The following is a 24,713-nucleotide window of genomic DNA, read 5'->3' as shown; positions in this document are numbered from 1 at the left end:
AAGGCAGTCTAGGCCGCGCCTGAACGATAGCTAATTGCAATGCGCCAGCACTTGGTAACCTTTTGTTACTGCAATCTCGCCAGGCCCGGTGCCATCACGCTTGTATGCCGCGTTGCGATAGGCTGCCGCGCGCAGTAGCATGCCGCTTTTTTCACCTAGGATTAGCCTGTCATGCCGTTCCAGCAAGGTCTGCTTGCCACCCCGGTGCCGGCACAAGCCCGCCACCTGTTCTTCACCCTGCATATGCCCGAAGCTTTGCCAGGCGCACTGGATGCTCTGTTGCCGCACGTCGATGGCCAGCGCCTGATCGTCGGCATCGGTGCCCCACTGGCCAAGGCCCTGGGCCGTGAAGTGCCCGGCCTGCGCCCATTCCCGCAGCTGGATGCGGCAGTGGAGAACCCAAGCACCCAGCATGCCCTGTGGCTATGGCTGCGCGGTGATGAACGCGGCGACCTGCTGCTGCAGGCCCAGGCCTTGGAACAGGCACTGGCCCCGGCCTTGCGGTTGGCCGACAGCATCGACGGCTTCCTGCACCGTGGCGGCCACGACCTGACCGGTTATGAAGACGGCACCGAGAACCCGGTTGACCAGGCTGCCGTCGAGGCTGCCATCGTTGCCACCGAGCAGCCGGGGCTGGCAGGCTCCAGCTTTGCCGCCTTCCAGCTGTGGAAGCACGACCTGGAATACTTCAAGTCGCTGCCCCAGGCCGACCAGGACAACATCATCGGCCGTCGCCTGAGCGACAACCAAGAGCTCGACGATGCGCCGGAATCGGCCCACGTCAAGCGCACCGCCCAAGAAAGCTTCGCACCCGAAGCGTTTATGGTGCGGCGTTCGGTAGCGTGGGCGGACAGCCGCGGCGCCGGCCTGGCATTCGTCGCCCTGGGCCACAGCTTTGACGCGTTCGAGGTGCAATTGAAGCGTATGAGCGGCCTGGAAGACGGCATCATCGACGGCCTGTACCGTTTCAGCCGCCCCCTGACCGGTGGTTTCTACTGGTGCCCTCCCATGACCGCGACGAGCCTGGACCTGAGCCTGCTGCTGCAAGCTGATCACTAAACATCCAGATACAGAATCACCTGCCAGGGTGGGGCGATGCGGCTAGCCTTGAAAGTTTCCGACTCATAATGGGAGCTTTGCCATGTATGCACGTCGCGATGTCCTACGTGCCGGGGCGGCTTTGGGCCTGCTTGCCACCGTGCCTTGGCTGCATGCGGCACCTTCTGCCGGGTTGCTGACACGCAAGGTCCCGTCTACCGGCGAGGCCTTGCCGGTGATTGGCGCCGGGACCTCCGGCAGCTTCGAAGTCGAGGCCGGCTCTGCCGAGTACTTACAACTCAAGCAGGTGCTCAAGGCGTTTTTCGACGGGGGTGGCAAGGTCATCGACACCTCGCCGAACTATGGCGGCGCCGACAGCATTCTCGGCCAGTTGCTGGAGGAGGGCGGTTGGCACCGGCAGTGCTTCATCGCCACCAAGATTGCCGCCGACAGCCGCGCCGATGCCCAAGCGCAATGGGCCCAAAGCCTCAAGAGCCTGCGCACCGACAAGGTTGATTTGCTGCAAATCCACAACCTGCGCGACTGGCAGACGCAACTGCCCTATGCCCGTGAACTCAAGCAACAAGGCAAGACCCGCTACGTCGGCATCACCCACTATTTGAACAGCGGCCAGGACGAGGTTGCGCGCATCGTGCGCAAGGAGCCGCTGGACTTCATCCAGATCAACTATTCGGTCAATGCGCCACAGGCCGCGCGTGAGCTGTTGCCGCTGTGCCAGGAAAAGGGCATTGCAGTGCTGATCAACCGCGCGTTTGACGACGGCCGGCTGTTCGCCAAGGTCAAGGACCAGCCCTTGCCAGCCTGGGCCGCAGAGGCGGGCATCGGCAGCTGGGCGCAGCTGTTTCTGAAGTTCGCCATCAGCCACCCGGCCGTGACCACGGTGATCCCGGCCACCGGCCGGCCCGATCGCCAGCTCGACCAGCTCAAGGCCGGGCACGAACCACTGCTTACCCAGGCGCAGCAGCAGGCGCTGATCAAGCAGTTCGGCTGACGCCATGGCCAACTGGCGCAAAGGGCTGAACATCCAGCCCGGGGAAGGCCCTGCCGTCGCTGCAGGCCTGGCACTGTTCTACCTGCTGTTCACCGGCTATTTCATGCTGCGCCCGGTACGCGAAACCATGGGCGTAGCAGGCGGTGTCGACAACCTGCAATGGCTGTTCACCGGCACCTTCATTGCCACGCTGGCTTGCCTGCCGCTGTTCGGCTGGCTGGCCTCAAAAGTGCGTCGGCGGCACATCCTGCCCTGGACCTACGGCTTCTTCGCCAGCAACCTGCTGCTGTTTGCCGTGCTGTTTGCCCGCGCGCCGGACGATCTGTGGAATGCCCGGGCGTTCTACATCTGGTTGTCGGTGTTCAACCTGCTGACCATCTCGCTTGCCTGGAGTGTGCTGGCCGACCTGTTTTCCACCGAGCAAGGCAAACGCCTGTTCGGCCTGCTGGCGGCCGGGGCCAGCCTGGGCGGCCTCAGCGGGCCAATCTTCGGCACGCTGCTGGTTGCGCCTCTGGGCCATGCCGGCCTGGTCGTGCTGGCTGCGCTGTTTCTGCTGGGCAGCATGGCCGCAGCGGTTTACCTGCAGCGCTGGCGCGATCGCCACCCATTGCCGGCTCACAGCGCCCAGCCGGCCTCCAAACCCTTGGGCGGCAATCCATTCGCCGGCGCCACCGCAGTGCTGCGCTCACCGTACCTGTTGGGGATTGCCCTGTTCGTCGTGCTCCTGGCCAGCGTCAGCACCTTCCTGTACTTCGAGCAGGCGCGGATCGTCAGCGAAACGTTCACCGACCGCACCCGCCAGACCCAGGTGTTCGGCCTGATCGACAGCGTTGTCCAGGCGTTGGCAATCCTTACCCAGGTGTTCATTACCGGCCGCCTGGCCAAACGCATGGGCGTGGGCGTGCTGTTGGTGGCCGTGCCCTTGGTGATGGCGGCCGGGTTCCTGTGGCTGGCCCTTGCGCCGGTATTCGCGGTGTTCGTGGTGGTGATGGTCGTACGCCGCGCCGGCGAATACGCCCTGGTGCGGCCCGGGCGGGAGATGCTGTTCACAGTGTTGCCGGCCGAAGACAAGTACAAGGCCAAGAACTTCATCGACACAGTCGTCTATCGCGGCGGCGATGCACTGAGCGGTTGGGTCAAGCGCGGGCTGGATGTGCTGGGGGACCATCCCCAGCTGGCCATGATCATCGGTGCCGTGCTCGCGCTGGCTTGGGGCTTGACCGGTGGTTGGCTCGGGCGGCGGCAGCGGCAGCTGGACGCGAGCGCACCGGCATCCCCTGGCGCACCAAATACTCCACCGCCGCTTATTTAACGCCACCGGTCCGAACCCTTCGCAATAAAACGAATGTCTCGATATCGCTGAACTCCGAACCTATGTACGGCAGTTGCGCCGTGCATCCCGAAGTCACATGAGGTTTCGCACCATGGACAAGAAAGAAAAGGGCAGTACCGGCAGCCAAGGTGGTCAAGGCAACCAAGGCGGTACCAAAAACCCAGGGAACTTCGCCAATGACCGCGAGAAGGCATCCGAAGCCGGACGCAAAGGGGGCCAACAGTCTGGTGGTGGCCACACCAACGACACGAGCCGCAAGGGCGGCCGTTCGTAAGTGACGTAGCGCAGTGCCGGGGCAACCTGGCACTGCGGTTCACCTGCACACGAGGACATCCCATGCGCTTGATACCGATTATGGGCCTGCTGGGCAGCCTGACCCTGGTTGGCGGCTGTTTTGATCGCGACGCCGATCACCCGGCCAAGGACGCCGACCAGAGCAAACCTTCCCTGCAAATGCAGCAGAACACCGAAAAACCCGCACCACAACCTGCGCCAGGCCCCGAGCCAATGCCGCAGCAGCAAGGCCAAAGCCAGTAATCATTCGAGGAGTGCGGTATGACGGCCCTTACCCGCAACGATTCACCTTTGGCGCCAGCCACGACCGCGCATCCAACCCTCGCCGAACGCTACCAGGCATTGCTGGCTGGCACTTCCAGCGACACCCACCATTGGCTTGCCGAACAACTCGCCTTGGCCCGCGAGCTGGCAGACGACCTGCCGGACAGCCCAGACCAGCTGCATGCCTGGAGCGCGCGTCACGCCGCACAGGTAGCTGCGGATTACGCCTACTACCTTGAGCAACGCGCGCAAGGCGCGCCACGCCATTATTTCACCCATCGCGCCCAGGCGTTGTGGTTCCTGCAGCAAGTGGCGCCGACCAAGGCGGTCGATGGTGCCTGGCTGTTCAGCGCCTTGCGCCACTGGCAAGACCCGCGCTTTCACGGCTTGATACGCACCTACCTTGAAGAGCTGGGCGACGGTGACCCGCGTTGCAACCATGTGTTGATCTACCAGCGGCTGCTCAGCCGGCTCGGTTGCCTCGAGCCCGTGTCGCTGGATGACGCGTGCTATTTGCAGGGCACCTTGCAACTGGCGCTGGGTGCCTGCGGTGACGACTACCTGCCGGAAGTCATCGGCTACAACCTTGGCTATGAACAGCCACCGTTGCACCTGCTGATCACTACCTACGAGCTGGCAGAGCTTGGCATCGACGGCCACTACTTCCAGCTGCACGTGACCATCGACAACGCCGCCAGCGGCCATGCCAACAAAGCCATAAGCGCGCTGCAGCAACTGTGCCCGCGCGAGGGCCGCGAACTGTTCTACCAGCGGGTCAGGCACGGTTACCGCCTGAACGATCTGGGCACCGACACGCCGACGCTCATCAGCCGCTTCAACCTCGACGCCCAGTTACTGGCAGCGCTGGAGCGCAAGCGCCTGTTCGGGCAGTTCATGCACGCCGACCGTTGCCGGCTGCAGCAGCGCACCGTCAACCAGTGGCTTGCCGAGCCCGGGGCGCTGCCGGCATTTTTGCAGGCCTTGCAAGCACAGGGCTGGATCAAGCGCGGCATGGACCCTGCCCAGAGCCGCTGGTGGTCGCTGATCGAAGGCCCGAGCGCGCCGATGTTCGGCGTTTTCGATGCATACGAGAAGCAGCTGTGGCACGACTGGATAGCAAACGGCTGGCAAGCGCCGCTGCGCCGCGTGCCCCCAGGCAGCTGGGAGGCAGCACTTGGGCAGGAACCGCCGCCTGCCACGCGCAAGCAGTCGATGAACATCGACACCCTGATCGCGCAAATGGCCGGTAATCGTCATGCATTGCCAGACGGCCTGCAGGCCACTCGTACCTACCTTCATGTAACCGGCCTTGCCCAGGAGGGCCCGCACTGATGCTACCCGACCCGCACCAGGCCCAGGCCGATGCAGCGCTGCTGCAACTGGGGCGGCGCCTGCGCGCCGACGGCTATCGTTTCACCTGTGTGACGCCCGCTACCCATGCCCGTAACAACGCCAGAGCCGGGGCGCAGCGTGCGGCTAACATGCGCGATGTGTTCGGCTGGAGCCGTGCGTTCATGCCCTCGCTGATATCCGCTGACGCGCTGGAACAGCTGCGCACCGCGCAGGGAGTCGATGATGACGGCGAGCTGCTGCGCAGCCGGGTGCGCTGGTCCAGCCTCGATGACCTGTTGCTGGTGCATTCTGCCTACCCGACCGAGGCCAGCGATGCGGTGTTCTTCGGCCCCGACAGCTACCGCTTCGCCCAGGTCATCCACGACCACCTGCAACGCAGCCCGCTACGCGTCGAACGCGCCGTGGACATCGGCTGCGGCAGCGGCGTGGGTGCCTTGCTGATCGCTCGCGCCGTGCAGCACGCACACGTCAGCGCCGTGGACATCAACCCGCTGGCTCTGCGCTACACGGCGATCAACGCCGAGCTGGCGGGCGTGACCAATGTTGCCATTCAGCCCAGCAATCTGCTCGACGCCCTTAGCGGCAACTTCGACCTGATCGTGGCCAACCCACCGTACATGCTCGATCACAGCCAGCGCACCTACCGCCACGGTGGTGGCGACCTTGGCGCGGCGCTGTCATTGCGCATCGTCGAGCAGGCCTGCGAGCGCCTGACCCCGGGTGGGTCGCTGCTGCTCTACACCGGCGTGGCCATTGTCGAAGGCCGCGACCCTTTGCTCGAAGCCATTCGCCTGCGCCTGGCCGGCCCGGAATGGGCCTGGGTGTATCGCGAAGTGGACCCGGACGTATTCGGCGAGCAATTGTCAGCGCCAGGGTACGAGCGCGTCGAGCGCATCGCGGCCGTGGCCCTGACCGTCAACCGCAGCGCTTGACCCCCATGGACCGGGCGTGCACGTTCGGCATCGAAGAAGAATACCTGCTGGTCGGGCTCGCCAGCCGGCGAGTACACGCCGCGCCATCGCCTGCCCTCAATCGGCAGTGCCAAGAAGTGTTGGGCAGTTATTTCGCCGAGGAAATGTTCCGCAGCCAGATAGAAGTGGCATCGCCGGTTTTCGGCAACCTGCACGAGGCGCGCAATTTTTTCACCGACAGCCGCCAGCTGCTCAACCAGGTGCTCGGGCAACATGGCGTGGGCCTGTACGCCGCTGCCAGCCACCCCAATGCACCCTGGCAGCGGCAAAAACCCAGGGCTACGCCGCACTATCGGCAGCTGTTCGCCGATTACCAGCAAGTGGCCCGGCGTAGCCTGCTCAACGGGCTGCATGTGCACGTGGGTGTTGCGCCTGGCTTTGATCGCATGCAACTGATCAATCGGCTGCTTTACTGGCTGCCGTTACTGCTTGCCATGAGCACGTCGTCACCCCTGTGGGCAGGCCAGCAGACCGGCTACATGAGCTACCGCCGGGTAATCTGCGGCGAGTGGCCCCACATGGGGCTGCCGGAGCCACTGGCGGATTGGGGCGCGTACCAGCGCTATCGGGCATTGCTGCAACGTACCGGGGCGCTGGCAGCGGATGGCGATTTCTGGTGGGCGGTCAGGCCTTCGCGACGTTTTCCGACCGTGGAGCTACGCATCTGCGACGGCTGCCCGTTGCTTGAAGACGCCCTGTGCCTGGCCGGCCTGTTCCGCCACCTGGTGGAGCACTGCCTGGTGCCGCACCCGGCCATGGCGCCGTTCAGCCGCGAATTGCGCTGGGTTACCCAGGAAAACTACTGGCGGGCGATGCGCTACGGGCGCAGCGCCACATTCATTGGTATTCACGCCCAGCAGCCGGTTACCGCGTTGGCGTGGCTTGCGCAGATGCAGGCGTGCTTCCCGGTCGACACCGTGGACGCCGAGCGCTCGTTCGAACATGCCCGGGGGATTTTGCGCGCAGGGACCAGCGCCGACCGCCAGCTCGGCTGCCTGCAGCAAGCGATAGTGCGCGGTGCCAGTGCAGCCCAGGCCGTGAATAGCGTGGTAGACCAGGTCCTGGCTGAAGCAAACCCCAGCTGCAGCCCAGCAGCGGCGCTTGCATTCCGGCAGGGTTCGCCGACAATGGCGGCGCCCCCTGCAAACCATTCGGACCTGCCCGCTCCATGATGCTGATCAAGCAATTCCCTGATATTTCAATGGCCGACACCCTGTTCGTTTTCGCCCTCGAAGCTGAGGCCGGCAACGTTTTTGCCCAGATGAACACTGTGTTCACCGGGATCGGCAAGGTCAACGCCGCCATCGCCCTGACCAAGGCCATCCACCAGCGCAAGCCCAAGCTCATCGTCAACCTGGGCTCCGCCGGTAGCCAGGGGCATGGCAAGGGGTCGGTGGTGTGCTGTACGCGCTTCGTGCAGCGCGACATGGACGTGACCCCGCTGGGCTTTGCCCGCTACCAGACGCCGCTGTCGGATACCCCGGTGGTGCTGGAATATGGCCATATGATCCCTGGCCTGCCCGTGGAAACCTGCGGCAGCGGCGACAGCTTCGAGATCAACCACGGCGATGCGCCCTACGACGTGGTCGACATGGAGGCCTACGTGCTAGCGCTGATTGCCCGCAACGAAGGCATTCCCTTCGTCTGCCTCAAGTACATCTCCGATGACGCCGGCAGCGAGGCGGCAGACGATTGGTCGGTGCAGGTGCACCTGGCCGCCGAAGCCTTCCAGCGGGTGCTGTTCAGCGCGCCGGGCTGACCATCTGCCCGGCCGAACGCTGACTGGATCAAACCTTCGCGGCGCTGTGCAGTCACTTCAAGTAAGCGCCCGACATTCACGGGCCGAGGAGGTGGCTGATGACATTTGTCTGCCTGCTGCGTGGCTGCCACTGGCGTGCCATGGCCAACCCTGAAGTGACTGGGCTGCGCTGCCAGCTCTGTGAACGCTGCGGCGCGGTGCGCTACTGCCAACCCGGTCAACCCGTGCAACCTTAGGAGGCTCGCCATGGCCAGGGCAATCTGGAAAGGCGCTATCAGTTTCGGCCTGGTGCATATCCCGGTCTCCCTCAACACTGCCGTGCGCACCGAGCGCATCGATTTCGACTGGCTCGACAAGCGCAGCATGGAGCCGGTGGGCTACAAGCGGGTCAACAAGGTGACCGGCAAGGAAATCGACAAGGACAACATCGTCAAGGGCGTGGAATACGAGAAGGGCCGCTATGTGGTAATCAGCGAGGAGGAGATCCGCAAGGCGCGGCCTGAAGCGACCCAGACCATCGATATTTTCTCCTTCGTCGCCGCCAGCGAAATCCCTCTGCAGCAGTTCGACACCCCGTATTACCTGAGCCCGGACCGCCGTGGCGGCAAGGTGTACGCGTTGCTCCGTGAAACCCTCGAAAGCACTGGCAAGGTGGCGCTGGCCACGGTGGTGCTGCACACCCGCCAGCACCTGGCGTTGCTGCGGCCGCTGGAGGACGCACTGGTGATGATCACCCTGCGCTGGCCCGAGGAAGTACGCGGGCTGGACACCCTGGAGCTGGACAAGAGCGTGACCGACACCAAGGTCGACAAGCGTGAGCTGGACATGGCCAAGCGCCTGGTCGAGGACATGAGCGGTGCCTGGGCGCCGGACGAATACCACGACGCGTTCCGCCAGACCATCATGGACCTGGTGGAAGAGAAGGCCAGCAAAGGCAAGATCAGTGTGGTCGACAAAGGCGAGGGCGGCGATGCCGAGAAGAGCGCCGACATCATCGACCTCACCGAACTGCTCAAGCGCAGCCTTGGCGGCAAGGCTGCCAAGAAAGCGCCGGCGGAGAAGAAACCCGCCAAGCGGCCGCGCAAGGCGTCTTGAAAGCAGGGCCGGCCTCTGCGCGGGCAAGCTCGCGCCTATGAATCAGAGCACGCAGAGCCCAAAGCCCGCGAGCGCGCCGCATTCTCTGTAGGAGCGGCTTCAGCCGCGAAGCGAGCGCCGCGGTGGATGGCACCGGCTTTGCCGGTGTTCGCGGCTGAAGCCGCTCCTACAGGATCCCCGCCGAATCAGTAAGTTAGCGTTTGTTCTGTGAGAGCGGGCAAACGCGCTACAGAACCTGAGCCTGCAAATCCGCCAGAAAATCCCCAAACCCTTCCCGGGCGCGGCTGTCCACCCGGCTGCTGGTGGCCACACTGTGCCTGGCCGTCCACACGATCTGTGCACCACTGGCCTCCAGGTCGCGCACCAGTTGCACATCCTCGTGCGCCGGCAGCGGCTGAAAGCCGCCTACACGTTCATAGGCGCGGGCACACACACCCAGGTTGGCGCCATGCACATGCCGATGCCCCTCGCACGCCTGATAGCCACTGCGGTACAACTTGCGCAGCGCAGCGCGCTGCCAGGGCTGCCAACGCTCGATGTGCACCGTGCCGCACACCACCTCGGCCGTGCAGGCCAGCTGCGACAGCAGCCAGTGCGGCGGCACCTGGCTGTCGGCATCGGTGCAGGCCAGCCAGCTGGCACCCTGTTCCAGCATCAGGGCTGCGCCTAGGCGGCGGGCCATGCCCACGCTGCCTGCTTCCACCGCCAGCGTCTGGATGCCAAAGCGCCTGGCCACCGCAGCACTGCCGTCGACGCAGCGGTCCAGCACCACCAGCACCTCGACCTGATGCCCCGCCTGCTCGGCCAAGGCAACGGCTGCAGCCACAGCCTTGAGGCACCGGCCCAGCCGGCGGGCTTCATTGTGTGCGGGGATGACCACGGCGATCATGAGCATGTCTCGTCGAGGTCGACCACGCTGGGCTCGCATGACCAGTACTCCAGCAGAAAATCTGCCTCTTCATGGCGCAGCACCGGGTACAGCGGCAGGTGCTTGGCAAGCATCTGGTGAACTTCGCGGCCATCCTGCGGGCAGCCGGCGATCGGGTGGCGCCAATGGCAGGCGAGCAGGCCGCCGTCGTAAGTCAGGCTGGCGACGGACTGCTCGATCACTTGCAGCCAGTCGGTCGGGTCCAGGTAATAACCCATTTCGCTGAGCACGATCAGGTCGAAACTGCCGCCGGGCCAGTCCCCCGGCAGGCAGCCCGTGACCACCGAGGCATTGTGCACACCCGCCAGGCGCTGGCGGGCCAGCGCTACAGCGGTGGGGTTGAGGTCCTGACACAGCAGCTCGGCGCAGCGTTCGGCCAGGCCGGCGCTCAGTTCGCCATTGGCGCAGGCAGGCTCGAACACGCGCTGGTAGCACTGCCGCGGTAGGCTGGCCAGCAGCAGGTCACGCTTGCGCCGCTCGTACCAGCGGGTGCGAAAAGCCCAGGGGTCTTCATTGTTGGCATACAGGTCGGCGAAATACTGCGCATCGAGGCTCATCAGCTATCCCCTTACATGAACACGAGTTCGAACGGTTGCAGCAGGCAATCGAGCAGGTGCGCGGGCAGCACCGGCGGCCGGTTCTGGTCCGGCTCCAGTTGGCTGTGGTGCGCGGCCAGCGCGTGGCGCTTGCGCGCCACGCGGGTTTCGTCCAGTTCCAGCCGATGCGCGCGGGGCCAGGGCAGGCGCGGGTCGTCAGGCGTCGCCCAGTGCCAGGCCCACACCGGTACCTCGACCAGTTGAACCTTGCGGGCCAGCGCCGCTTGCGCTGCCGCACGGCCAAGGGCTTCGTGGTCGCAGTGGCCGTCGCCTCGCCAGGTGGTCATCAGCACGTCATCGGGCCTGAGCAACTGGTTGAGGTGGTTGACCAGAAAGGCCTCGTCGCGGGGCAACGCACCGTCCTTGAGGTGCAGCCGCCGCCAGTCCAGCTGGTTGACGTCAAGGTCGAGCTGCTGCAAGGCGTGCCGGCTTTCCAGTGGCCGCTGGCGGCGCAGGCGGTGTTCGGTCCAGGTTGCGGAATCGGGGTGGCTGCCCTCACCGTCGGTAGCCGAGATCAGCAGCAGGTCTTGCTCGCGGCCGTGCAGGCCAGCCAGCAAACCACCCGCCATGAGAATCTCGTCATCCGGGTGCGGGGCAAGCAACACCAGGCGTCGCCCGGGTGGCAGCAGTTGCTCGGGCTTGATCCAGGTGGCCCGCGCCAGGTGCGCCGACTGCTGCCAGTCTGCCCAGGGCGTGCCTGAACTGGCCTGAATGAGGTTTTCCGTCATAGTTGCCAGGCTCCTGCCGGCACCTGGGCCAGCTGTTGTCCAAGGGCGGCCAGGTCGCGCTCGGCGTGGCTCTGGCGCAAGAACACCGGCAAGTCGGCGCTCAGCCGGGCGAAATGGCTGCTGCGGCAAAACGGTGTTGCACCCAGCGCGCGGCCGACGTGCCGGATCACCTGTTCAACCGCCTGTTCTACCTGGGCACGCGCCCGACGAACTTCGAAACTGGCATCGGCCGTGGGCTGGCGGTCGATCCACGCGGCGCATTCGCGCAACGCGGCGCGGGCGCCGTATAACGCTGCATCCACGGCGCCCAGGTGCGCCTGGGCATGGGGGTCGGGCCGGGGTTTGCGGCACTGTTCCCGCAGGTAATCCGCCAATGCCTCGGCGGCGCCATACCAGCAAGCGGCGATGCCGGCACCGCCATGCCAGAAGCCTGGGCGCGACAGGTACTGGCCGGGCTGGCCGACTGCAATCCCCGGGGCGTCGTCAAACTCGATCTCCACGCTGGTGGTGGTGCCCATGCCGACCGCTTGCCAATTGTCGATGTGCAGGCGCTGGCGGGTGTGGGCCAGTTCGATGGCGACCAATTGCGGCTGGTCGTCGTCGCCCCAGGCGGTGATCAGCGCCCGGTCGATCTGCAAGGCCCCCGAACACCAGGCCTTGCGCCCGGCCAGGCGCACCTGGTCGCCATCGCGGCTGACGACACGGGCGCGGGCATCCGGCGGTTCGGCGGCCCACACGCCCCAGATGGCATCCCCCACCAGGTGAGCGCTGCCACATTCGGCGAGGATCGCCAGCGCGTCGGTATGGCCCTCGTACAGCTTGGCCAGCGCCAGGTCGCAACCGGCGACCCGGGCCAGGGTTTGCCAGCGCTGCAGCGTGTGGCCCTGGCCGGGCAAGGGCAGCAGGTCGAGGTGGTCGGCCAGCAACGCCTGCATCAGTTGCGCAAGCTTGGTGTCCAGGTTGAGGGCCTGCGGTCGTTCGCTGAAAGTGCGCAGCAAGCTGTCGAGATTGCTCAAGTTGAAGTCCTGAATGATGCTCATGCCATCCCCATCTGTTTGCGCATGCGTGCGGTGATCGATTGCCGGGTCTTGGCCATGTCCGCCCAAGGGTCGTCGACCTCGGCCAGGCGTTCGTCCAGGTTGCCGATGTGCCACTGGTTGGCGCCCTTGAGCTGGGCCAGCTCCTCGCGCCAGATCGGCACCGACACGGGCAGGCCTTCGCGTGCCCGCAGGGAATAGGCGCAGGCCGTGGTTGCCCCTTTGCCGTTGCGCAGGTAATCGATGAAGATCCGCCCGACCCGGTTTTTCGGCCCCGACACCGCGCTCAGGCGGTCAGGGAACAGCTTGGCCAGGTAATTGACGATGGCATGGCTGAAATCCTTCACCTCGTCCCAGCCGGCGCGCCGGGTCAGCGGCACCACCAGGTGCATGCCTTTGCCACCACTGGTCTTGAGAAAGACCGTAAGGCCAAGCTCGTCGAGCAGGGTCAGCGCCAACTGGGTAGCTTCGATCATCGCCTTCCAGGGCAGTGCCGGGTCCGGGTCGAGGTCGAGCACGAAGCGGTCGGGCTTGTCGAAGTCCTTGTCGGTCGCGTTCCAGGTGTGCAGTTCGAGCATGTTCATCTGCACCGCGCCCAGCAAGGTGTCGGGGCGGTTGATGACCATCGCCGCCTGGCCGGCCTGGGCCTTGTCATAGCTGACCACATGGGCGATGTGCAGCGCGTCGGCGTTTTTCTGGAAGAACAGATCGCCATTGAGCCCCTCCGGCGCACGCACCAGCGCCACTGGGCGGCCCTTGAGCTGCGGCAGCAGCCACTCGCTGACCCCGGCGTAATATTCGGCAACGTCCCGCTTGGTGGCGCCGATACTGGCGTCGATCACCCGGTCCGGGTGGGTCAGGCGCAAATCGCCCATGGCTTCGGGTGCTTTCGCGGGCTTGCGTTTGGACACGGTCTTGGCAGGCATGGCGCGCTCCAGGTCGATGGCGCTGGCAGGTTTGTCATCGCGCAGGCCGTGGAACACCGAGTGGCGCACGATGCCGTCCCGGGTCATCTGCGCGTACGCCACCTCGGCCATCAGTTGCGGCTTGAGCCAGTGCACGCCCCGGGCTTCGGCACCTGTGGGCGGCCGGGGCAGGGCGGGCTTGGCGATTTCCAGGGGTTTGAGGCGACCATGGATGCTGGCGAGCGTGGCAGCGCTGAAGCCCGTACCCACCTTGCCGGCATACTGCAACTCACCGCTGGCCGGGTCATGCAGGGCCAGCAACAGGGCGCCGAAGCCGCTGCGGCTGCCCTTGGGGTCGGTGAAGCCGACGATCACGAATTCCTGGCGCTGCTTACACTTGAGCTTGACCCAGTCGGCGCTGCGCCGGCCGCTGTACGGGCTGCCGGCGCGTTTGCCGATCAGGCCCTCGAGCTCCATACGGCAGGCGCTGTCTAGCAGAGACGCCACGGGCTGGTCGAAGTCGGCAGAGAAGGCCAGCACCTCAGACGTGTCCTGCTCCAGCAGTTGGCGCAGGGCCTCGCGCCGGTCCTCGACAGGCTGCTCGCGCAGGTCTTCGCCGCCAAGGAAAGGCAGGTCGAACAGGTAATAGATGATGTGCTCGTCCTGTGCGGTATCGAATGCATTCTGCAGGGCCTGGAAATCAGCCGTGCCGTTTTCGCCGTTGACCACCATCTCGCCATCCAGCCAGGCAGCATCGACGCCCAATGCCCGCAGCGCAGCAACCTGCCGGGGCATCTTGCTGCTCCAGTCGTGGCCGTTGCGGGTAAACAGGCGCACATCGTCGCCTTCGATGCGGGCGAGGATGCGGTAGCCATCGAACTTCACTTCATAGCGCCAGTCGCCAGCGGGCGGCGAATCGACCAAAGTCGCCAATTGAGGCTGCAAGGTATCGGGCAAGGCCGTTTTATGGGCGGCGCGGGTACGCTTGCGCTTCGCAGGTTTGGCAGGTTTGGCGGCTTTATCGGCTTTGGCCGCACGGCGCGGTACCAGCGTGCGATCGCTGAGCACACTGTCGGGTTGCGCATCGACAATGCTGTACTCGGCTTCGCTGCGCGCCTGGCCGTCATGCGACTTGACCAACATCCACTGTTCTTTCTTGCCGCCCAGGTGGGTGCGGAACAAATTCCACACGCCACTGAGCTTCTCGCCCTGCAGGCGAAAGCGCAGCTTGCCCTTGGCATAGGCTTCATGGGCGTCACCCTCGGGCTCCCAGATACCCCGGTCCCAGACGATCACGTCGCCGGCACCGTAATGCCCCTCGGGGATGCTGCCTTCGAAATCGGCATAGTCGAGGGGGTGATCCTCCACATGCACGGCCAGGCGGCGAACTTTCGGGTCGAGCGAGGGGCCTTTGGGGATCGCCCAGCTTTTCAGGGTGCCGTCCAGCTCCAGGCGAAAGTCGTAATGCAGGTGGCTGGCGTCATGCTTCTGGATGCAAAACTGCAGGGCATGTGCACCTTTGGCGCGGCCGCGCTTGCCACTGGGCTCGGGGGTGGCATTGAAGTCGCGCTTGCGCGCATATTCCTGCAGGGGCTTGGCCATGACAGGCTCCAAAATAGGGGTCGCGGTCTTTAATTAGGGAGGCAGTGGGCGGGGTGGTAGTTCAAAATTTCATTTCAGCGTCGGTGCGAAAAACTCTGAATCTTCGGCGGTGATGTGGAGTCGACCGCATACACCCCGCTGACGGAGAGCCGATATGAGCCAACCCACTGACCGCAAGCCTTACACGCCCAGCGAGATCGACGACACCGAAGACCGCATGGGCAGCGTTCACGAGCTGGACTTCAGCGAACGCAACGATGACCGCCAGGGGCGGATTGGCGACGAACGCCCGGCAGCTGAAGTGGACAAGGAGTTCCCCCCAGGTCGCGTCGCGCAAAGCGGCATGACCGGCGGTGAGGCGCTGACCGAGAGCCTGCACGAGGACAATGTCACCGACGACGACCTGAGCCCCGACACGCTGTTTGACGAAACCGGCGCGCGAGACCCCTATGAACCGGGCGATGGCGATGGGCCTGCCGACCAAAGCCTGCGCCAGGTCGATGCGGATGAGATTGGCGGGGGCATTGGCCTGGACGAGGCCGAGCTGGCGCGGTCTGCGCCGCTGGATGGTGAGCCCTGGACGGATGACGTGGTTGATGAGCAGCCCAAGGGCTGACCTTTCGCGACAGGGTCGATGACATCGACTAAAGGTTCGGCCCTGTCGCACTCCGTTTTACGATCGGTACTTAGCCAAAGCCTCTAGCAAATCGGCCTTGCGCATGGTCGACCGCCCGGCAATGTCGTGCTTGCGGGCGCGTTCCATCAACTCAGCCTTGGTCATGTCGGCCAACTGCTGCCCCGGGCGCGGCGCACCTTTACGGGTTGCCGCCGCGCGTTTGGCCGAAGACTCACGCGCCTTGGCCTTGGCGGCCGGGCTTTTCGCCTGACCGCCGCCGCCCTTGCGCTCGCCGCCGCCGGACTGCTTGTTGACCGTCGCCCAGGCACGCGCCTCGGCCTCATCTTTGGAAATGCCCTTGGCCTCATAGCCCTCCTCGATATGCTCGGCCTTGCGCTTTTGCTTGTCGGTGTACTTGTCTTTGTCGCCACGTGCCATGTCTGCTTGCTCCCTTCACTCAGTGCGTCTGCCAGATCCCGTCGTTGCGCTCGCAGTCGGCGCGTGCCTGGCCCAGACTTGGGGTGTCGTAGTAGTAGGTGATCACCCGGGCGTCCTTGGGTAGCGCAGGCTTGGTCGAGGGCTCACTGCGGCCTGCCGACTTGGGGTTGGCCAGGCTTTCCTGGGTCAACGGTGCGATGCAACTGCCGACGCTGCCGTCGGCGCAACGTGCCACCTTGTGTTTCTCGGTGCTGAGCATTTCCTTGCTTTCGTTGCTGCACGACCAGTTGATCGCTTCAGCCGGCATGTTGCTGTAGCTGTAACAGGTTCGGCCTTCCACCGGCTTGACCGCTTCGCTTGAAGAGCGGGTCATGACCTCGCAGGCTTCGGCCAATACCTCGCCGCTGGCCAGGCTGCCTAGCATCACCATCAGCAGGGTTAGACGCATGTGTCACCTCCCGGGCACCTGGCCCGCGTTCAGGTCTTGCGTAATGTCGCTTCGCCGCGTTGGCGCATGGCCCGCGCGCGTTTCTCCAGTACCAGGTAGGTGATCACCGCCAGCAGCAGAGGGATCAGGTAGTAGAGGGTGCGGTAGCCCAGCAGCGCTGCCACCAGCGTGCCCTGGCCCAACTGACCGTGCAGCAGGGCGAGAAACACCGCTTCGAGCACCCCGAGCCCTGCGGGAATGTGCGCCACAACGCCCGCCACGCAGCTGATCAGCAGAATGCCGAGCACCGAGGGGTAGAACAGGTCATCCGGCAGCAACCAGTAGATCAGCGCCGCCATCAAGGCCCAGTTGCTCGCGCCCAGCGCCACCTGGCACAGCGCCAGGCGCAGCGAGGGCAGGGTGATCTCATGCTCGCGCACGCGCCAGGTGCGGCGCTTGGCGAAGCCACAGGCCAGCAGGTACGCCAGTGCAATGCCCAGCAGCAGAAAGCCGATCAACTGCAGCCCGGTCACGCCCACCGCCCAGCTTTCCGGCAGCTTGACCAGCCGCAGCGCGAACACCGTGCCGGCCAGCAGCATGTAGCCCATCCAGTTGGTCAACAGGCCCAGGGTCAGGATTTTGGTGATGGTTGCGGTATCCAGCCCCAGGCGCCCATACAGCCGGTAACGCAAAGCCACGCCACCCACCCAGGTGGTGAAGTTGAGGTTGAACGCGTAGCAGACGAAGGCGATCGGCAATACCTGGCGCGCTGGCAGGTGATGCCCGGTGTAGGCCCGCGCCAGCAGGTCGTAGCTGGCAAAGGTCAGGTAACTGCACAACGCCAGCCCCAGGCCGATGATCAAGGTACTCGGTTTGTAGGCAACGAGGGATTGGCGCACCTCGTTCCAGTCCAGGTTGCGCGCCAGCAAAAATAGCAGCACGGGAATCAGCACGATGAACAGCAGGGTAAGCAGGCGCTTGCCCCAGGTGTGCCACGGTTTATGCGTCATCAGGTGTTGCCCTCGTGAAGGTCGCCCTGGGCCTGCATTTCCGGCTGCACCGAGTGCAGGCGCTGACGGTGCGCTGGAAACCAGCCGGCAATGCGCGGGAAGTAACGGGTGAGGTGGAAACCGATGAAGATCAGCGGTGCCCGCCACCAGTAACCGCGGATCATCCGTTCCAGGGTCACCGCTTTGCATTGTTCGCTGGCCAGGGACGTCAAGTGCTCATGCAGGTGCTGGTTGAACGCCCGATCGCGGATCAGCAGGTTGGCCTCCAGGTTGAACGACAGGCTCAGCGGGTCGAGGTTGCTCGAACCCACGGTCGACCACTCATCGTCCACCAGGGCGACCTTGCCGTGCAGGGGCCGTTGGCAGTACTCGTGAATGTGCACGCCGTCACGCAACAGGTAGTTGTAGAGCAGCCGTGACAGCGCGCGCACCCAGCGCATATCCGGTTGGCCCTGCAGAATCAGGGTTACCTGCACACCCCGGCGTGCCGCATTGCGCAGTTCGCGCAACAGCCGATACCCCGGGAAGAAGTAGGCGTTGGCCACCACGATACGCTGGCGGGCTGCGCGCAGCGCTTGCAGGTAGCACGCCTCGATATCGGTGCGGTGCCGGGCATTGTCGCGTTCCACCAGCACCGCGCTGACCTGGCCAGCAGGCGCGGTAAGCGGGCGCACCTCGCTGGGCGGGTCGAGCACCGGGCCCATCAAGCGTTTACTGGAGGCATGCACCTGCGCCACCACCGGGCCGCGGACCTCCACGGCATAGTCCTGCTTGGCCATCGGGCCAAAATCGCCCAGGTGATCGGCGCTGTAGTTGATGCCGCCGATGAATGCCCGCTCGCCGTCGACCACCACGATCTTGCGGTGCAGGCGGCGGAACAGGTTGGTGCGCATGCCCGCCACGCGTGGCTGCGGGTCGAATGCGTGGAAGTTCACGCCGGCTTCGGTCATGGCCGAGATGAACCCATCCGGCAGGTCTGCCGTGCCATAGCCATCGACTGCAAGTTCCACGCGTACGCCACGGCGTGCGGCGTCGATCAACACCTGCTGCAGCTGCTGGCCGACCTTGTCGTCGAAGATGATGAAGGTTTCCAGCAGTATTTCTTCCCGTGCCTGGCCCATGGCCTCGAACACGCGGGGGTAATAGTCTTCGCCATTGATCAACAGCTCGACGCTGTTGCCCTCTACCCAAGGTCTGTTCACAAATCGATCTCCGCGGCCAAGGGGGCATGGTCAGACAGGTGCGACCATGGGTATTTCGACAACACCTGCGCTTTGCTCGCCTTCGCGTTGCGCAGGTAGATGCGGTCCAGGCGCAGCAGCGGCAAACGCGCGGGGAAGCTGCGTGCCGGGCTGCCAAAGGCTTCAACCACATGCGGCGAGAGTATGGCATCGGCTTTCAGGCGCCAATCGTTGAAGTCGCCCGCGATGATCACCGGCGCATCGGCCGGCAGGCTGTCCAGCAGCTCGAGCAGCAGGCCCACCTGACGCTGCCGGTGCGCCTCGCGCAAGCCCAGGTGCACACAGATCGCGTGTACCTCGTCATGGCCTGGCACATCCAGGCGGCAGTGCAGCAGGCCGCGCTCTTCGTTGCCACGGATCGACACGTCGAGGTTGCGGTGGTCGGCGATGGGGAATTTCGACAGCAGTGCATTGCCGTGGTCACCGTGCGGATAAACGGCGTTGCGCCCATAGGCGAACTGCGGCCACATGCTGTCGGCGAGAAACTCATACTGCGGGGCCTCGGGCCAGGCTGGGTGGCGCAGCGCATGCTGCTGGTGGCTACCGTGCACTTCCTGCAGGAACACCAGGTCGGCCCCGGTCGCGCGTACGGCCTCACGCAGCTCCGGCAAAATGAAGCGGCGGTTCAGCGCGGTAAAGCCCTTGTGCACATTGATCGTCATCACGTTCAGGCGGTGTACCGTGGTAATGCGGTCGATGATGCAACCGGGGCTGGGCAGGGTCTTGTTCACAGGGCCACCTCCGGCTCGACGCCGGGCTCGGTCACCAGCTCACCGTCCAGGGCCAGCTTTTGCAGCAGGCGCCGGGCATCGAACGGGGCGTGAACCTTCTGGTCGTTGTCGAAGTAGCAGTAGACATCCCGCGAGGCCCGCCGCCGTGGCGGCTTGTCAACGATCAGCTGGGCATCGTCTGGTTGCTCGCCCTGGCTCCAGCGCAGGATCCGCTGTTTCCAGTGGCGCAGGGCACGGGCGGTATAGCCACTGCTGTAAAGCTCGACATCACCGTGCAGGCGCATGTACACGAAATCGGCGGTCACGTCCTCGACACACGGCCACTTGCCCGCGCTGTCGGCGACTACCAGGGCCACGCCGTGCTTGCGCAGCATCTGGACGAAGGCTTCACAGAGGAAACTCTCGTTACGGATCTCCACGGCATGGCGCAGCCGTGCATTGCCACGGATGTCGGTGCTGCCATTGCCTTCGAGGCGCTCGGCGCAGTGCCGGGCACAGGCCCGGGCTGCGTGACGGTCGCGGGGCAGCAGCTCGAGGAAGCGAGAAAACCGGGCCTCATCGAACTTCATGTTGGGCGGGAATTGCCACAGGATCGGCCCGAGCTTGCTGCCAAGCAGCAAGGGGCCGGACGCAAAGAAATTCGCCAAGGGCTCCTCGATATCCTTCAGCCGGCGCACATGGGTGATGTAACGCGGCCCTTTGACTGAAAACACGAAGTCCTCGGGCGTGTCATCGTGCCAGTGCCGGTAACGTTCCGGTGTCTGCAGGCTGTAGAACGAGCCGTTGATCTCGATGCTGTTGACCGCCCGGGAGGCAAAGGCCAGCTCGCTTTCCTGCCGCAGGCCCTTGGGGTAGAAGTCTTTGCGCCAGGGGCCATAGCGCCATCCGGATATGCCGATACGGATCTCGCTCACACTGTCATCCTCATTGCTGTCCCTTGAATAGCGACCCGCCGCCAACGCAAACGGTTCCAGGGTGTGTGACCAATGGCCGGCAGGCCTGCGCAGGGAACTTTGCGCCCGTCAGCGTTTCCACCGAAGGACAGAGTGCCGAGGACCGTTGGCATGGAATTCGACCGTTTCGCCCAAGCCCTGGCCAACTGGGCCCTCCAACGAGGATGACGCGCGCGATTGATGGGTTGCCCGTTCATCTGCAATGACCGCCACCCTGGAGGCACGCATGGCCAGACACATCATCCACTTCACCGGCCCGATCAATTCTTCTACCTGCGGCAACCTGATCAACACGTGCTCCAAGGTGTTGCAGCAAGGGGCCGAGGTTGTTCAGTTGAACATCGCTACCATGGGCGGGGAATGCAGCTACGGCTTTACCCTGTACAACTTCCTGCGCACGTTGCCGATACCCGTGCATACGCACAACCTGGGCACCGTGGAGTCGATGGGCAACATCCTGTTCCTGGCGGGCGAGCATCGCACCGCCTGTGCCCACAGCAAGTTCCTGTTCCACCCGTTCCACTGGACGCTGCACGGCTCGATAGACCATGCACGCATGGCCGAGTATGCGATGAGCCTGGATTACGACTTGCGCCTGTATGCAGAAATCGTGGCCGAGCGCACGCAAGGCAGCCGCGAGGTGCTGGATGTGCCGCGCTACCTGATGGCGTATCCGCGCATTCTTGGGCCCAAGGAGGCGCTTGAGAGCGGGATGATTCATGCCATCGACGAAATGCCCATCGAGGCTGCGTCCACCCAGTGGAGCGTGCATGCCTGAAAGCGCCTCAGGTGAAAAATGGCGCGCAAGCATTTGCCTTGCCGATGTTTCGCGCCACCCGTCAGCTGCGGCCATCTGGATTGAGCAGACGCGTGCCAAGCCGGTTCGGAAACAAGGCATGGCACAGATTCATGCGTCATTCCATCCAAACGCAAGGAGAAACGACATGGCTCGTGATCAAGAGCGGACCGGACAACGTGGCGGCACCAAGGAAACCAACCCGGGCAACTTCGCCAATGACCGCGAACGGGCGTCCCGAGCTGGCCACAAAGGCGGCCAGGCGTCGGGCGGCAACTTTGCCAACGACCGTCAACGGGCATCCGAAGCCGGCCGCAAGGGTGGGCAGAACAGCCACGGCGGGGGCCGCCAGCAGCACGGTTAAACCGCAGCGGCGCGCCAGGCCCGCTGGGGTATGCCCGGCGGGTTTGCTAACCGTGCAATTGTTCGACAATTTTTTTGAATCTTTCCAGGCGGGCATCACTCAATGAAGAAGTCATCCATGGAGAAGAGGAGGGCCCCGTGATGCCTAACCCCCAGCTGTACATCATCGACTACCAACTGCATGGCGAGCCACGCAGTTTCATCATTCGCATGGAGCGGATGGACAATACCGAAGCCTGGCATTGGGCTAGCTGTGATGCGGGTATCGGCATCATTCCCAAGTTCGGCCGCGAAAAAATCAAGAAGGTCAGCCGGCCGATGGCCGAGCGCTACGGCATAACCGCCGTCAGTTGGCGGATATCGGGAGGCAAGCCGAGCCAGTCGGTTGGCGATTCTGCAGTTATCAGCTAAATGAGGGAGCGGGCTTTCAGGCCCGCTCCAACGCGTCATGCACCCGATTCCGGGTCGCTGGCAGGTACCCCAGGGCGGTTTTGCTCATCATCGGCGACGTTCGGGTCGGCATCCGGATCATCTGCCCGGTCGTTGCGTCTTTCCGGCTCCAGTTCGGGCCAGTCATCCTGGGCATTCCCACCGCCCATTCGCAGTGTCTCGTTCATAACGCTCTCCTTGGTGGCATGTGCACGTTAGAGTGCCTATGCCCCGTGGATGATCGTGCTGCACGGGCGCCGTCCCGACCAGCGGCGTCAGGTGCCGGTGTACTTGACCGCCGCCGCCGTGCGCGAGGTGACGTTCAGCGCCTTGAGCAACGACGACACATGAATGCGCACGGTAAACGGCGAGATATCCAGCGCCCGGGCGATTTCCTTGTTGGTCTTGCCCTGGGCGATCAGCCGCAACACCTCGTGCTGGCGGTGGGTGAGGTGTTCCAGCTCGGCGTCGCTGCCCAGGTTTGGCAACAACCCTGACGGTGCGTACTTGACCAGCACTTCACCTTCGCGGATGGCCAGGATCGCCGCGCCGATTTCATCCGGTGCAATGCTCTTGCCAATGAAACCGTCAACGCCACTGGCCATGACCAATTCGATCAGCGATGGCTCATCGACCATCGAGACGACGATCAGCGTGGTGCTGCGTAGTTGCTGGCGCAGGTCGACCAGGCGGTCGATACCGGTCAGGCCAGGGAAGCGCAGGTCGAGGATGAGGGTATCGGGGGCTTCGCCCTGCTTGGCCAGTTCGAGCACCTGTTGCAGGTCGCCGGCTTCTTCCAGCAGGGCATCCGGCAACACCCGCTGCACGGTACGGGCCATCGCTTCCCTGAACAGCGGATGGTCATCCGCCACAATGATGCGGCACGTCACGTCCTGACACTCCCTGTGAACGCCGGTTTTCCGGGTCGTGCTAATTTAGCAGGTGACAACGGCTAGCGTCGCGCCGAAATGGCAGATATGCGACCCCGTGCACAGGGACGTCACCATGGACTACAACAAGAACAACGAACTCGACCAGGCCAACCTGCGGGTCATCGTCGCCAGCTGCGCGCTGGTGTACATCACCGTGCTGGGCTTTCTGCCCGGCCATTCGCTGCAGGACTACCTGCCGGTCATCTACTACATCGTCAGTTTCATCCTGTTGTCGATCGGCTTGCGCCAGGCCATCGCCCGCTGGCCGGGGCATTACCCGTGGCGGCGTGTGCTGGGCATCGTGCATGACTATACCGGCACCTGTTTTGGCCTGGTGCTGGGGGGCGAAGCGGCGTTGCCGCTGTATGCGGTGATGGTCTGGGTGAACCTGGGCAATGGCATGCGTTTCGGCACCCGCTACCTGATCATCGCCACCGTGCTGGCGCTGACGGCGCTGCTGGTGGTGTACCAGCTGAACCCTTATTGGCAGGCCAACCCGTTCATGGTGCTGATGTTGCTGACCACCAGTACCGTGATTCCGATCTATGCCCACATGCTGCTGGAGCGCACCCGCAAGGCTTCGGAGCTGGCGATGGCCGCCACCCGGGAGAAATCGCGCTTCCTCGCCCAGGCCAGCCACGACCTGCGTCAGCCAATCCACTCCATCGGCCTGTTCACCGCCTGCTTGCGCGAGGCGCCCTTGGGCGACCAGGAGCGGCGCCTGGTGGACAGCATCGACCGTTCGCTGCTCAACGTGTCGCAGCTGTTCCGCTCGATTCTCGACCTGTACACGCTGGACAACGGCCGCGTGCAACCCAAGTGCGAAACCTTCGCCCTGGGTGATTTTCTTGCCGACCTGCTGCGCCAGAACGCCGAAGCGGCCCGTTGGGCCGGTGTGGAGATGCGCTTGCGCTCTTGCCGGCACTGGACCCGCGCCGACCGGGGAATTCTCGCGACCATGGTGCAGAACGTGCTTTCCAACAGCTTCAAGTACGCGGCCCATCGGCCTTTGCTGGTTGCTGTTCGCCGCCACGGCGACGGGCTGGCCATCGTGGTGTATGACCAGGGGCGGGGCATCGCCGATGAACACCAGGGGCTGGTGTTCGAGGAGTTCTACCGCGTACGCCAGGTGCGGGACAAGGATGTCGAAGGCGTTGGGCTGGGGTTGTCGATCGTCAAGCGGCTGGGGCGGTTGATGGGCTTGCAGGTGCGCTTGCGGTCGCGGCTGGGCCGAGGCACGGCGGTCAGCCTGCAGGGTTTACCCCGGCTAGCTGCGCAAAAACCGGCGCTTGGCGTAGAGCAACAGGCCGTGCAGAACGCGATGCTCGGCGGGTTGCGGGTGTGCCTGGTAGAGGATGACCACAACGTGCTGCGCGCAACCTCGGCGCTGCTGCAGCGTTGGGGCTGCGAGGTGGAGGCGCACAGTTCGCCGATGGGGCTGAGCAGCCAGTGTGAGGTGATCGTGGCCGATTATGACCTGGGGCAGGAGGCCACGGGGGTCGATTGCATCGAAAGCCTGCGGCAACAGCGGGGCTGGGAGGTGCCGGCGTTGATCATGACCGGGCATGACCTGGAGAGAATCCAGGCGGTGGTGCAAGGGCGCAATATTGCCATTTTGTCCAAGCCGGTGAGGCCGGCGCAGTTGCGGGCGGCGCTGCGGGGGATGCGGGGGGGTGTTGTTTGAAGGCGAGCCTGTCATTCGATTTAGAGTAGTGCGCATCGCTATGCGCTTGCCTTGGGACCTTTAGCGTCCTTGAGATCGAGCGCCGCCCGCGCGGCGCATCGCGGGCAAGCCCGCTCCTACATTTGTTGCAACGTGCCATGGCCTGTGAGGCCATAGTTGCCAGCCTTGTTGGCATGAC

The 24,713-nt window shown here is 64.4% G+C and carries 29 protein-coding genes; 16 read left to right on the top strand and 13 right to left on the bottom strand.

What is annotated here, in order from left to right:
- Positions 1-171: 171 nt before the first annotated feature.
- From ACNQPL_RS17620 to ACNQPL_RS17570, 11 genes are all read left to right on the top strand, one after another.
- Positions 172-1,059, top strand: a complete 888-nt coding sequence (locus ACNQPL_RS17620) for a Dyp-type peroxidase (RefSeq protein ID WP_416467395.1) — start codon at positions 172-174, stop codon at positions 1,057-1,059.
- 82 nt (positions 1,060-1,141) lie between these two features.
- Positions 1,142-2,050, top strand: coding sequence for an aldo/keto reductase (locus ACNQPL_RS17615; RefSeq protein ID WP_416467394.1), 909 nt, complete (start codon positions 1,142-1,144; stop codon positions 2,048-2,050).
- A 4-nt stretch (positions 2,051-2,054) separates the two neighbouring features.
- The gene (locus tag ACNQPL_RS17610) at positions 2,055-3,362 is read left to right on the top strand and encodes an NTP/NDP exchange transporter (protein ID WP_416467393.1); all 1,308 of its coding nucleotides are present in this window, start codon (positions 2,055-2,057) and stop codon (positions 3,360-3,362) included.
- Positions 3,363-3,474: 112 nt separating this feature from the next.
- The gene (locus ACNQPL_RS17605; protein WP_346613303.1) at positions 3,475-3,657 is read left to right on the top strand and encodes a general stress protein; all 183 of its coding nucleotides are present in this window, start codon (positions 3,475-3,477) and stop codon (positions 3,655-3,657) included.
- 62 nt (positions 3,658-3,719) lie between these two features.
- A complete protein-coding gene (locus ACNQPL_RS17600) occupies positions 3,720-3,920 on the top strand; it encodes a hypothetical protein (protein WP_346613304.1) in 201 nt (66 codons plus the stop codon).
- Between the two features lie 18 nt (positions 3,921-3,938).
- Positions 3,939-5,273: an iron-containing redox enzyme family protein gene (locus ACNQPL_RS17595; RefSeq protein WP_416467392.1), complete on the top strand. Its 1,335-nt coding sequence runs from the start codon at positions 3,939-3,941 to the stop codon at positions 5,271-5,273.
- The gene (locus ACNQPL_RS17590) at positions 5,273-6,226 is read left to right on the top strand and encodes a methyltransferase (RefSeq protein ID WP_416467391.1); all 954 of its coding nucleotides are present in this window, start codon (positions 5,273-5,275) and stop codon (positions 6,224-6,226) included. The genes ACNQPL_RS17595 and ACNQPL_RS17590 overlap by 1 nt, the downstream gene beginning before the upstream one ends.
- Before the next feature lie 5 nt (positions 6,227-6,231).
- On the top strand, positions 6,232-7,437 hold the full coding sequence (locus ACNQPL_RS17585; protein WP_416467390.1) for a carboxylate-amine ligase: 1,206 nt from the start codon (positions 6,232-6,234) through the stop codon (positions 7,435-7,437).
- Positions 7,434-8,024 carry a nucleosidase gene (locus ACNQPL_RS17580; protein WP_416467389.1) on the top strand — a complete coding sequence of 197 codons (591 nt, stop codon included), beginning with the start codon at positions 7,434-7,436 and terminating at the stop codon, positions 8,022-8,024. Before ACNQPL_RS17585 ends, ACNQPL_RS17580 begins: the two co-directional genes overlap by 4 nt.
- A 98-nt stretch (positions 8,025-8,122) precedes the next feature.
- A complete protein-coding gene (locus ACNQPL_RS17575; RefSeq protein ID WP_387523939.1) occupies positions 8,123-8,260 on the top strand; it encodes a PSPA7_2676 family Cys-rich small protein in 138 nt (45 codons plus the stop codon).
- A gap of 10 nt (positions 8,261-8,270) precedes the next feature.
- Complete coding sequence (locus ACNQPL_RS17570; RefSeq protein ID WP_416467387.1) at positions 8,271-9,119, top strand: Ku protein; 849 nt, start codon at positions 8,271-8,273, stop codon at positions 9,117-9,119.
- A 226-nt stretch (positions 9,120-9,345) separates the two neighbouring features.
- Here the strand turns inward: ACNQPL_RS17570 and ACNQPL_RS17565 are convergent, their stop codons facing one another.
- From ACNQPL_RS17565 to ligD, 5 genes are read right to left on the bottom strand one after another with little or no spacing between them, the layout of a single operon-like run.
- On the bottom strand, positions 9,346-10,008 hold the full coding sequence (locus ACNQPL_RS17565) for a glycosyltransferase (protein WP_416467427.1): 663 nt from the start codon (positions 10,006-10,008) through the stop codon (positions 9,346-9,348).
- Positions 10,005-10,604 carry a class I SAM-dependent methyltransferase gene (locus ACNQPL_RS17560; RefSeq protein ID WP_346613310.1) on the bottom strand — a complete coding sequence of 200 codons (600 nt, stop codon included), beginning with the start codon at positions 10,602-10,604 and terminating at the stop codon, positions 10,005-10,007. Before ACNQPL_RS17560 ends, ACNQPL_RS17565 begins: the two co-directional genes overlap by 4 nt.
- A gap of 11 nt (positions 10,605-10,615) precedes the next feature.
- Positions 10,616-11,371: a PIG-L deacetylase family protein gene (locus ACNQPL_RS17555; RefSeq protein ID WP_416467386.1), complete on the bottom strand. Its 756-nt coding sequence runs from the start codon at positions 11,369-11,371 to the stop codon at positions 10,616-10,618.
- A complete protein-coding gene (locus tag ACNQPL_RS17550; RefSeq protein WP_416467385.1) occupies positions 11,368-12,411 on the bottom strand; it encodes an acyl-CoA dehydrogenase in 1,044 nt (347 codons plus the stop codon). Before ACNQPL_RS17550 ends, ACNQPL_RS17555 begins: the two co-directional genes overlap by 4 nt.
- Entirely contained in the window at positions 12,408-14,915 is a 2,508-nt protein-coding gene (gene ligD, locus ACNQPL_RS17545; protein ID WP_416467383.1) for a DNA ligase D, read from the bottom strand. Before ligD ends, ACNQPL_RS17550 begins: the two co-directional genes overlap by 4 nt.
- Positions 14,916-15,069: 154 nt before the next feature.
- Between ligD and ACNQPL_RS17540 the strand changes: the two genes are divergently transcribed.
- Positions 15,070-15,531 (top strand): phosphotransferase system, HPr-related protein, encoded by a 462-nt coding sequence (locus tag ACNQPL_RS17540; RefSeq protein WP_416467382.1) that lies wholly within the window; start codon positions 15,070-15,072, stop codon positions 15,529-15,531.
- Positions 15,532-15,588: 57 nt separating this feature from the next.
- Here ACNQPL_RS17540 and ACNQPL_RS17535 read toward each other — a convergent pair whose 3' ends face one another.
- The 6 genes from ACNQPL_RS17535 to ACNQPL_RS17510 are packed head-to-tail and all read right to left on the bottom strand — an operon-like array spanning position 15,589 to position 20,292.
- Positions 15,589-15,969: a Rho termination factor N-terminal domain-containing protein gene (locus ACNQPL_RS17535; protein WP_416467381.1), complete on the bottom strand. Its 381-nt coding sequence runs from the start codon at positions 15,967-15,969 to the stop codon at positions 15,589-15,591.
- Between the two features lie 19 nt (positions 15,970-15,988).
- On the bottom strand, positions 15,989-16,417 hold the full coding sequence (locus tag ACNQPL_RS17530; protein ID WP_346613316.1) for a hypothetical protein: 429 nt from the start codon (positions 16,415-16,417) through the stop codon (positions 15,989-15,991).
- A 29-nt stretch (positions 16,418-16,446) separates the two neighbouring features.
- Positions 16,447-17,406, bottom strand: a complete 960-nt coding sequence (locus tag ACNQPL_RS17525) for a lysylphosphatidylglycerol synthase domain-containing protein (protein ID WP_416467380.1) — start codon at positions 17,404-17,406, stop codon at positions 16,447-16,449.
- Positions 17,406-18,608, bottom strand: a complete 1,203-nt coding sequence (gene clsB, locus ACNQPL_RS17520; RefSeq protein WP_416467379.1) for a cardiolipin synthase ClsB — start codon at positions 18,606-18,608, stop codon at positions 17,406-17,408. Before clsB ends, ACNQPL_RS17525 begins: the two co-directional genes overlap by 1 nt.
- The gene (locus ACNQPL_RS17515) at positions 18,605-19,378 is read right to left on the bottom strand and encodes an endonuclease/exonuclease/phosphatase family protein (RefSeq protein WP_416467378.1); all 774 of its coding nucleotides are present in this window, start codon (positions 19,376-19,378) and stop codon (positions 18,605-18,607) included. Before ACNQPL_RS17515 ends, clsB begins: the two co-directional genes overlap by 4 nt.
- Positions 19,375-20,292, bottom strand: coding sequence for a DUF72 domain-containing protein (locus tag ACNQPL_RS17510; RefSeq protein WP_416467377.1), 918 nt, complete (start codon positions 20,290-20,292; stop codon positions 19,375-19,377). The genes ACNQPL_RS17515 and ACNQPL_RS17510 overlap by 4 nt, the downstream gene beginning before the upstream one ends.
- Before the next feature lie 265 nt (positions 20,293-20,557).
- Between ACNQPL_RS17510 and ACNQPL_RS17505 the strand changes: the two genes are divergently transcribed.
- From ACNQPL_RS17505 to ACNQPL_RS17495, 3 genes are all read left to right on the top strand, one after another.
- The gene (locus ACNQPL_RS17505) at positions 20,558-21,109 is read left to right on the top strand and encodes an ATP-dependent Clp protease proteolytic subunit (protein WP_346613321.1); all 552 of its coding nucleotides are present in this window, start codon (positions 20,558-20,560) and stop codon (positions 21,107-21,109) included.
- A gap of 166 nt (positions 21,110-21,275) precedes the next feature.
- The gene (locus tag ACNQPL_RS17500) at positions 21,276-21,491 is read left to right on the top strand and encodes a general stress protein (RefSeq protein ID WP_346613322.1); all 216 of its coding nucleotides are present in this window, start codon (positions 21,276-21,278) and stop codon (positions 21,489-21,491) included.
- Positions 21,492-21,631: 140 nt separating this feature from the next.
- A complete protein-coding gene (locus tag ACNQPL_RS17495; protein WP_416467376.1) occupies positions 21,632-21,901 on the top strand; it encodes a DUF6555 family protein in 270 nt (89 codons plus the stop codon).
- A gap of 35 nt (positions 21,902-21,936) precedes the next feature.
- On the opposite strand, the gene ACNQPL_RS17490 is transcribed toward ACNQPL_RS17495, so the two are convergent.
- On the bottom strand, positions 21,937-22,107 hold the full coding sequence (locus ACNQPL_RS17490) for a hypothetical protein (RefSeq protein ID WP_346613324.1): 171 nt from the start codon (positions 22,105-22,107) through the stop codon (positions 21,937-21,939).
- Between the two features lie 87 nt (positions 22,108-22,194).
- Positions 22,195-22,809, bottom strand: coding sequence for a LuxR C-terminal-related transcriptional regulator (locus tag ACNQPL_RS17485; protein ID WP_416467375.1), 615 nt, complete (start codon positions 22,807-22,809; stop codon positions 22,195-22,197).
- Positions 22,810-22,924: 115 nt separating this feature from the next.
- Between ACNQPL_RS17485 and ACNQPL_RS17480 the strand changes: the two genes are divergently transcribed.
- Positions 22,925-24,535, top strand: a complete 1,611-nt coding sequence (locus tag ACNQPL_RS17480; protein ID WP_416467374.1) for a hybrid sensor histidine kinase/response regulator — start codon at positions 22,925-22,927, stop codon at positions 24,533-24,535.
- Positions 24,536-24,713: the final 178 nt, after the last annotated feature.

Source organism: Pseudomonas sp. LFS044, from assembly GCF_047978245.1.
Classification (GTDB): Bacteria; Pseudomonadota; Gammaproteobacteria; order Pseudomonadales; family Pseudomonadaceae; genus Aquipseudomonas.
The sequence above is the reverse complement of the archived record's forward strand: the minus strand, read 5'-3'. Positions and strand labels throughout refer to the sequence as shown.

Coding starts and splice junctions, on each gene's coding strand:
- ACNQPL_RS17620 (WP_416467395.1), top strand. CDS start 172: ATGCCGTTCCAGCAAGGTCTGCTTGCCACCCCGGTGCCGGCACAAGCC.
- ACNQPL_RS17615 (WP_416467394.1), top strand. CDS start 1,142: ATGTATGCACGTCGCGATGTCCTACGTGCCGGGGCGGCTTTGGGCCTG.
- ACNQPL_RS17610 (WP_416467393.1), top strand. CDS start 2,055: ATGGCCAACTGGCGCAAAGGGCTGAACATCCAGCCCGGGGAAGGCCCT.
- ACNQPL_RS17605 (WP_346613303.1), top strand. CDS start 3,475: ATGGACAAGAAAGAAAAGGGCAGTACCGGCAGCCAAGGTGGTCAAGGC.
- ACNQPL_RS17600 (WP_346613304.1), top strand. CDS start 3,720: ATGCGCTTGATACCGATTATGGGCCTGCTGGGCAGCCTGACCCTGGTT.
- ACNQPL_RS17595 (WP_416467392.1), top strand. CDS start 3,939: ATGACGGCCCTTACCCGCAACGATTCACCTTTGGCGCCAGCCACGACC.
- ACNQPL_RS17590 (WP_416467391.1), top strand. CDS start 5,273: ATGCTACCCGACCCGCACCAGGCCCAGGCCGATGCAGCGCTGCTGCAA.
- ACNQPL_RS17585 (WP_416467390.1), top strand. CDS start 6,232: ATGGACCGGGCGTGCACGTTCGGCATCGAAGAAGAATACCTGCTGGTC.
- ACNQPL_RS17580 (WP_416467389.1), top strand. CDS start 7,434: ATGATGCTGATCAAGCAATTCCCTGATATTTCAATGGCCGACACCCTG.
- ACNQPL_RS17575 (WP_387523939.1), top strand. CDS start 8,123: ATGACATTTGTCTGCCTGCTGCGTGGCTGCCACTGGCGTGCCATGGCC.
- ACNQPL_RS17570 (WP_416467387.1), top strand. CDS start 8,271: ATGGCCAGGGCAATCTGGAAAGGCGCTATCAGTTTCGGCCTGGTGCAT.
- ACNQPL_RS17565 (WP_416467427.1), bottom strand. CDS start 10,008: ATGATCGCCGTGGTCATCCCCGCACACAATGAAGCCCGCCGGCTGGGC.
- ACNQPL_RS17560 (WP_346613310.1), bottom strand. CDS start 10,604: ATGAGCCTCGATGCGCAGTATTTCGCCGACCTGTATGCCAACAATGAA.
- ACNQPL_RS17555 (WP_416467386.1), bottom strand. CDS start 11,371: ATGACGGAAAACCTCATTCAGGCCAGTTCAGGCACGCCCTGGGCAGAC.
- ACNQPL_RS17550 (WP_416467385.1), bottom strand. CDS start 12,411: ATGAGCATCATTCAGGACTTCAACTTGAGCAATCTCGACAGCTTGCTG.
- ligD (WP_416467383.1), bottom strand. CDS start 14,915: ATGGCCAAGCCCCTGCAGGAATATGCGCGCAAGCGCGACTTCAATGCC.
- ACNQPL_RS17540 (WP_416467382.1), top strand. CDS start 15,070: ATGAGCCAACCCACTGACCGCAAGCCTTACACGCCCAGCGAGATCGAC.
- ACNQPL_RS17535 (WP_416467381.1), bottom strand. CDS start 15,969: ATGGCACGTGGCGACAAAGACAAGTACACCGACAAGCAAAAGCGCAAG.
- ACNQPL_RS17530 (WP_346613316.1), bottom strand. CDS start 16,417: ATGCGTCTAACCCTGCTGATGGTGATGCTAGGCAGCCTGGCCAGCGGC.
- ACNQPL_RS17525 (WP_416467380.1), bottom strand. CDS start 17,406: ATGACGCATAAACCGTGGCACACCTGGGGCAAGCGCCTGCTTACCCTG.
- ACNQPL_RS17505 (WP_346613321.1), top strand. CDS start 20,558: ATGGCCAGACACATCATCCACTTCACCGGCCCGATCAATTCTTCTACC.
- ACNQPL_RS17500 (WP_346613322.1), top strand. CDS start 21,276: ATGGCTCGTGATCAAGAGCGGACCGGACAACGTGGCGGCACCAAGGAA.
- ACNQPL_RS17495 (WP_416467376.1), top strand. CDS start 21,632: ATGCCTAACCCCCAGCTGTACATCATCGACTACCAACTGCATGGCGAG.
- ACNQPL_RS17490 (WP_346613324.1), bottom strand. CDS start 22,107: ATGAACGAGACACTGCGAATGGGCGGTGGGAATGCCCAGGATGACTGG.
- ACNQPL_RS17480 (WP_416467374.1), top strand. CDS start 22,925: ATGGACTACAACAAGAACAACGAACTCGACCAGGCCAACCTGCGGGTC.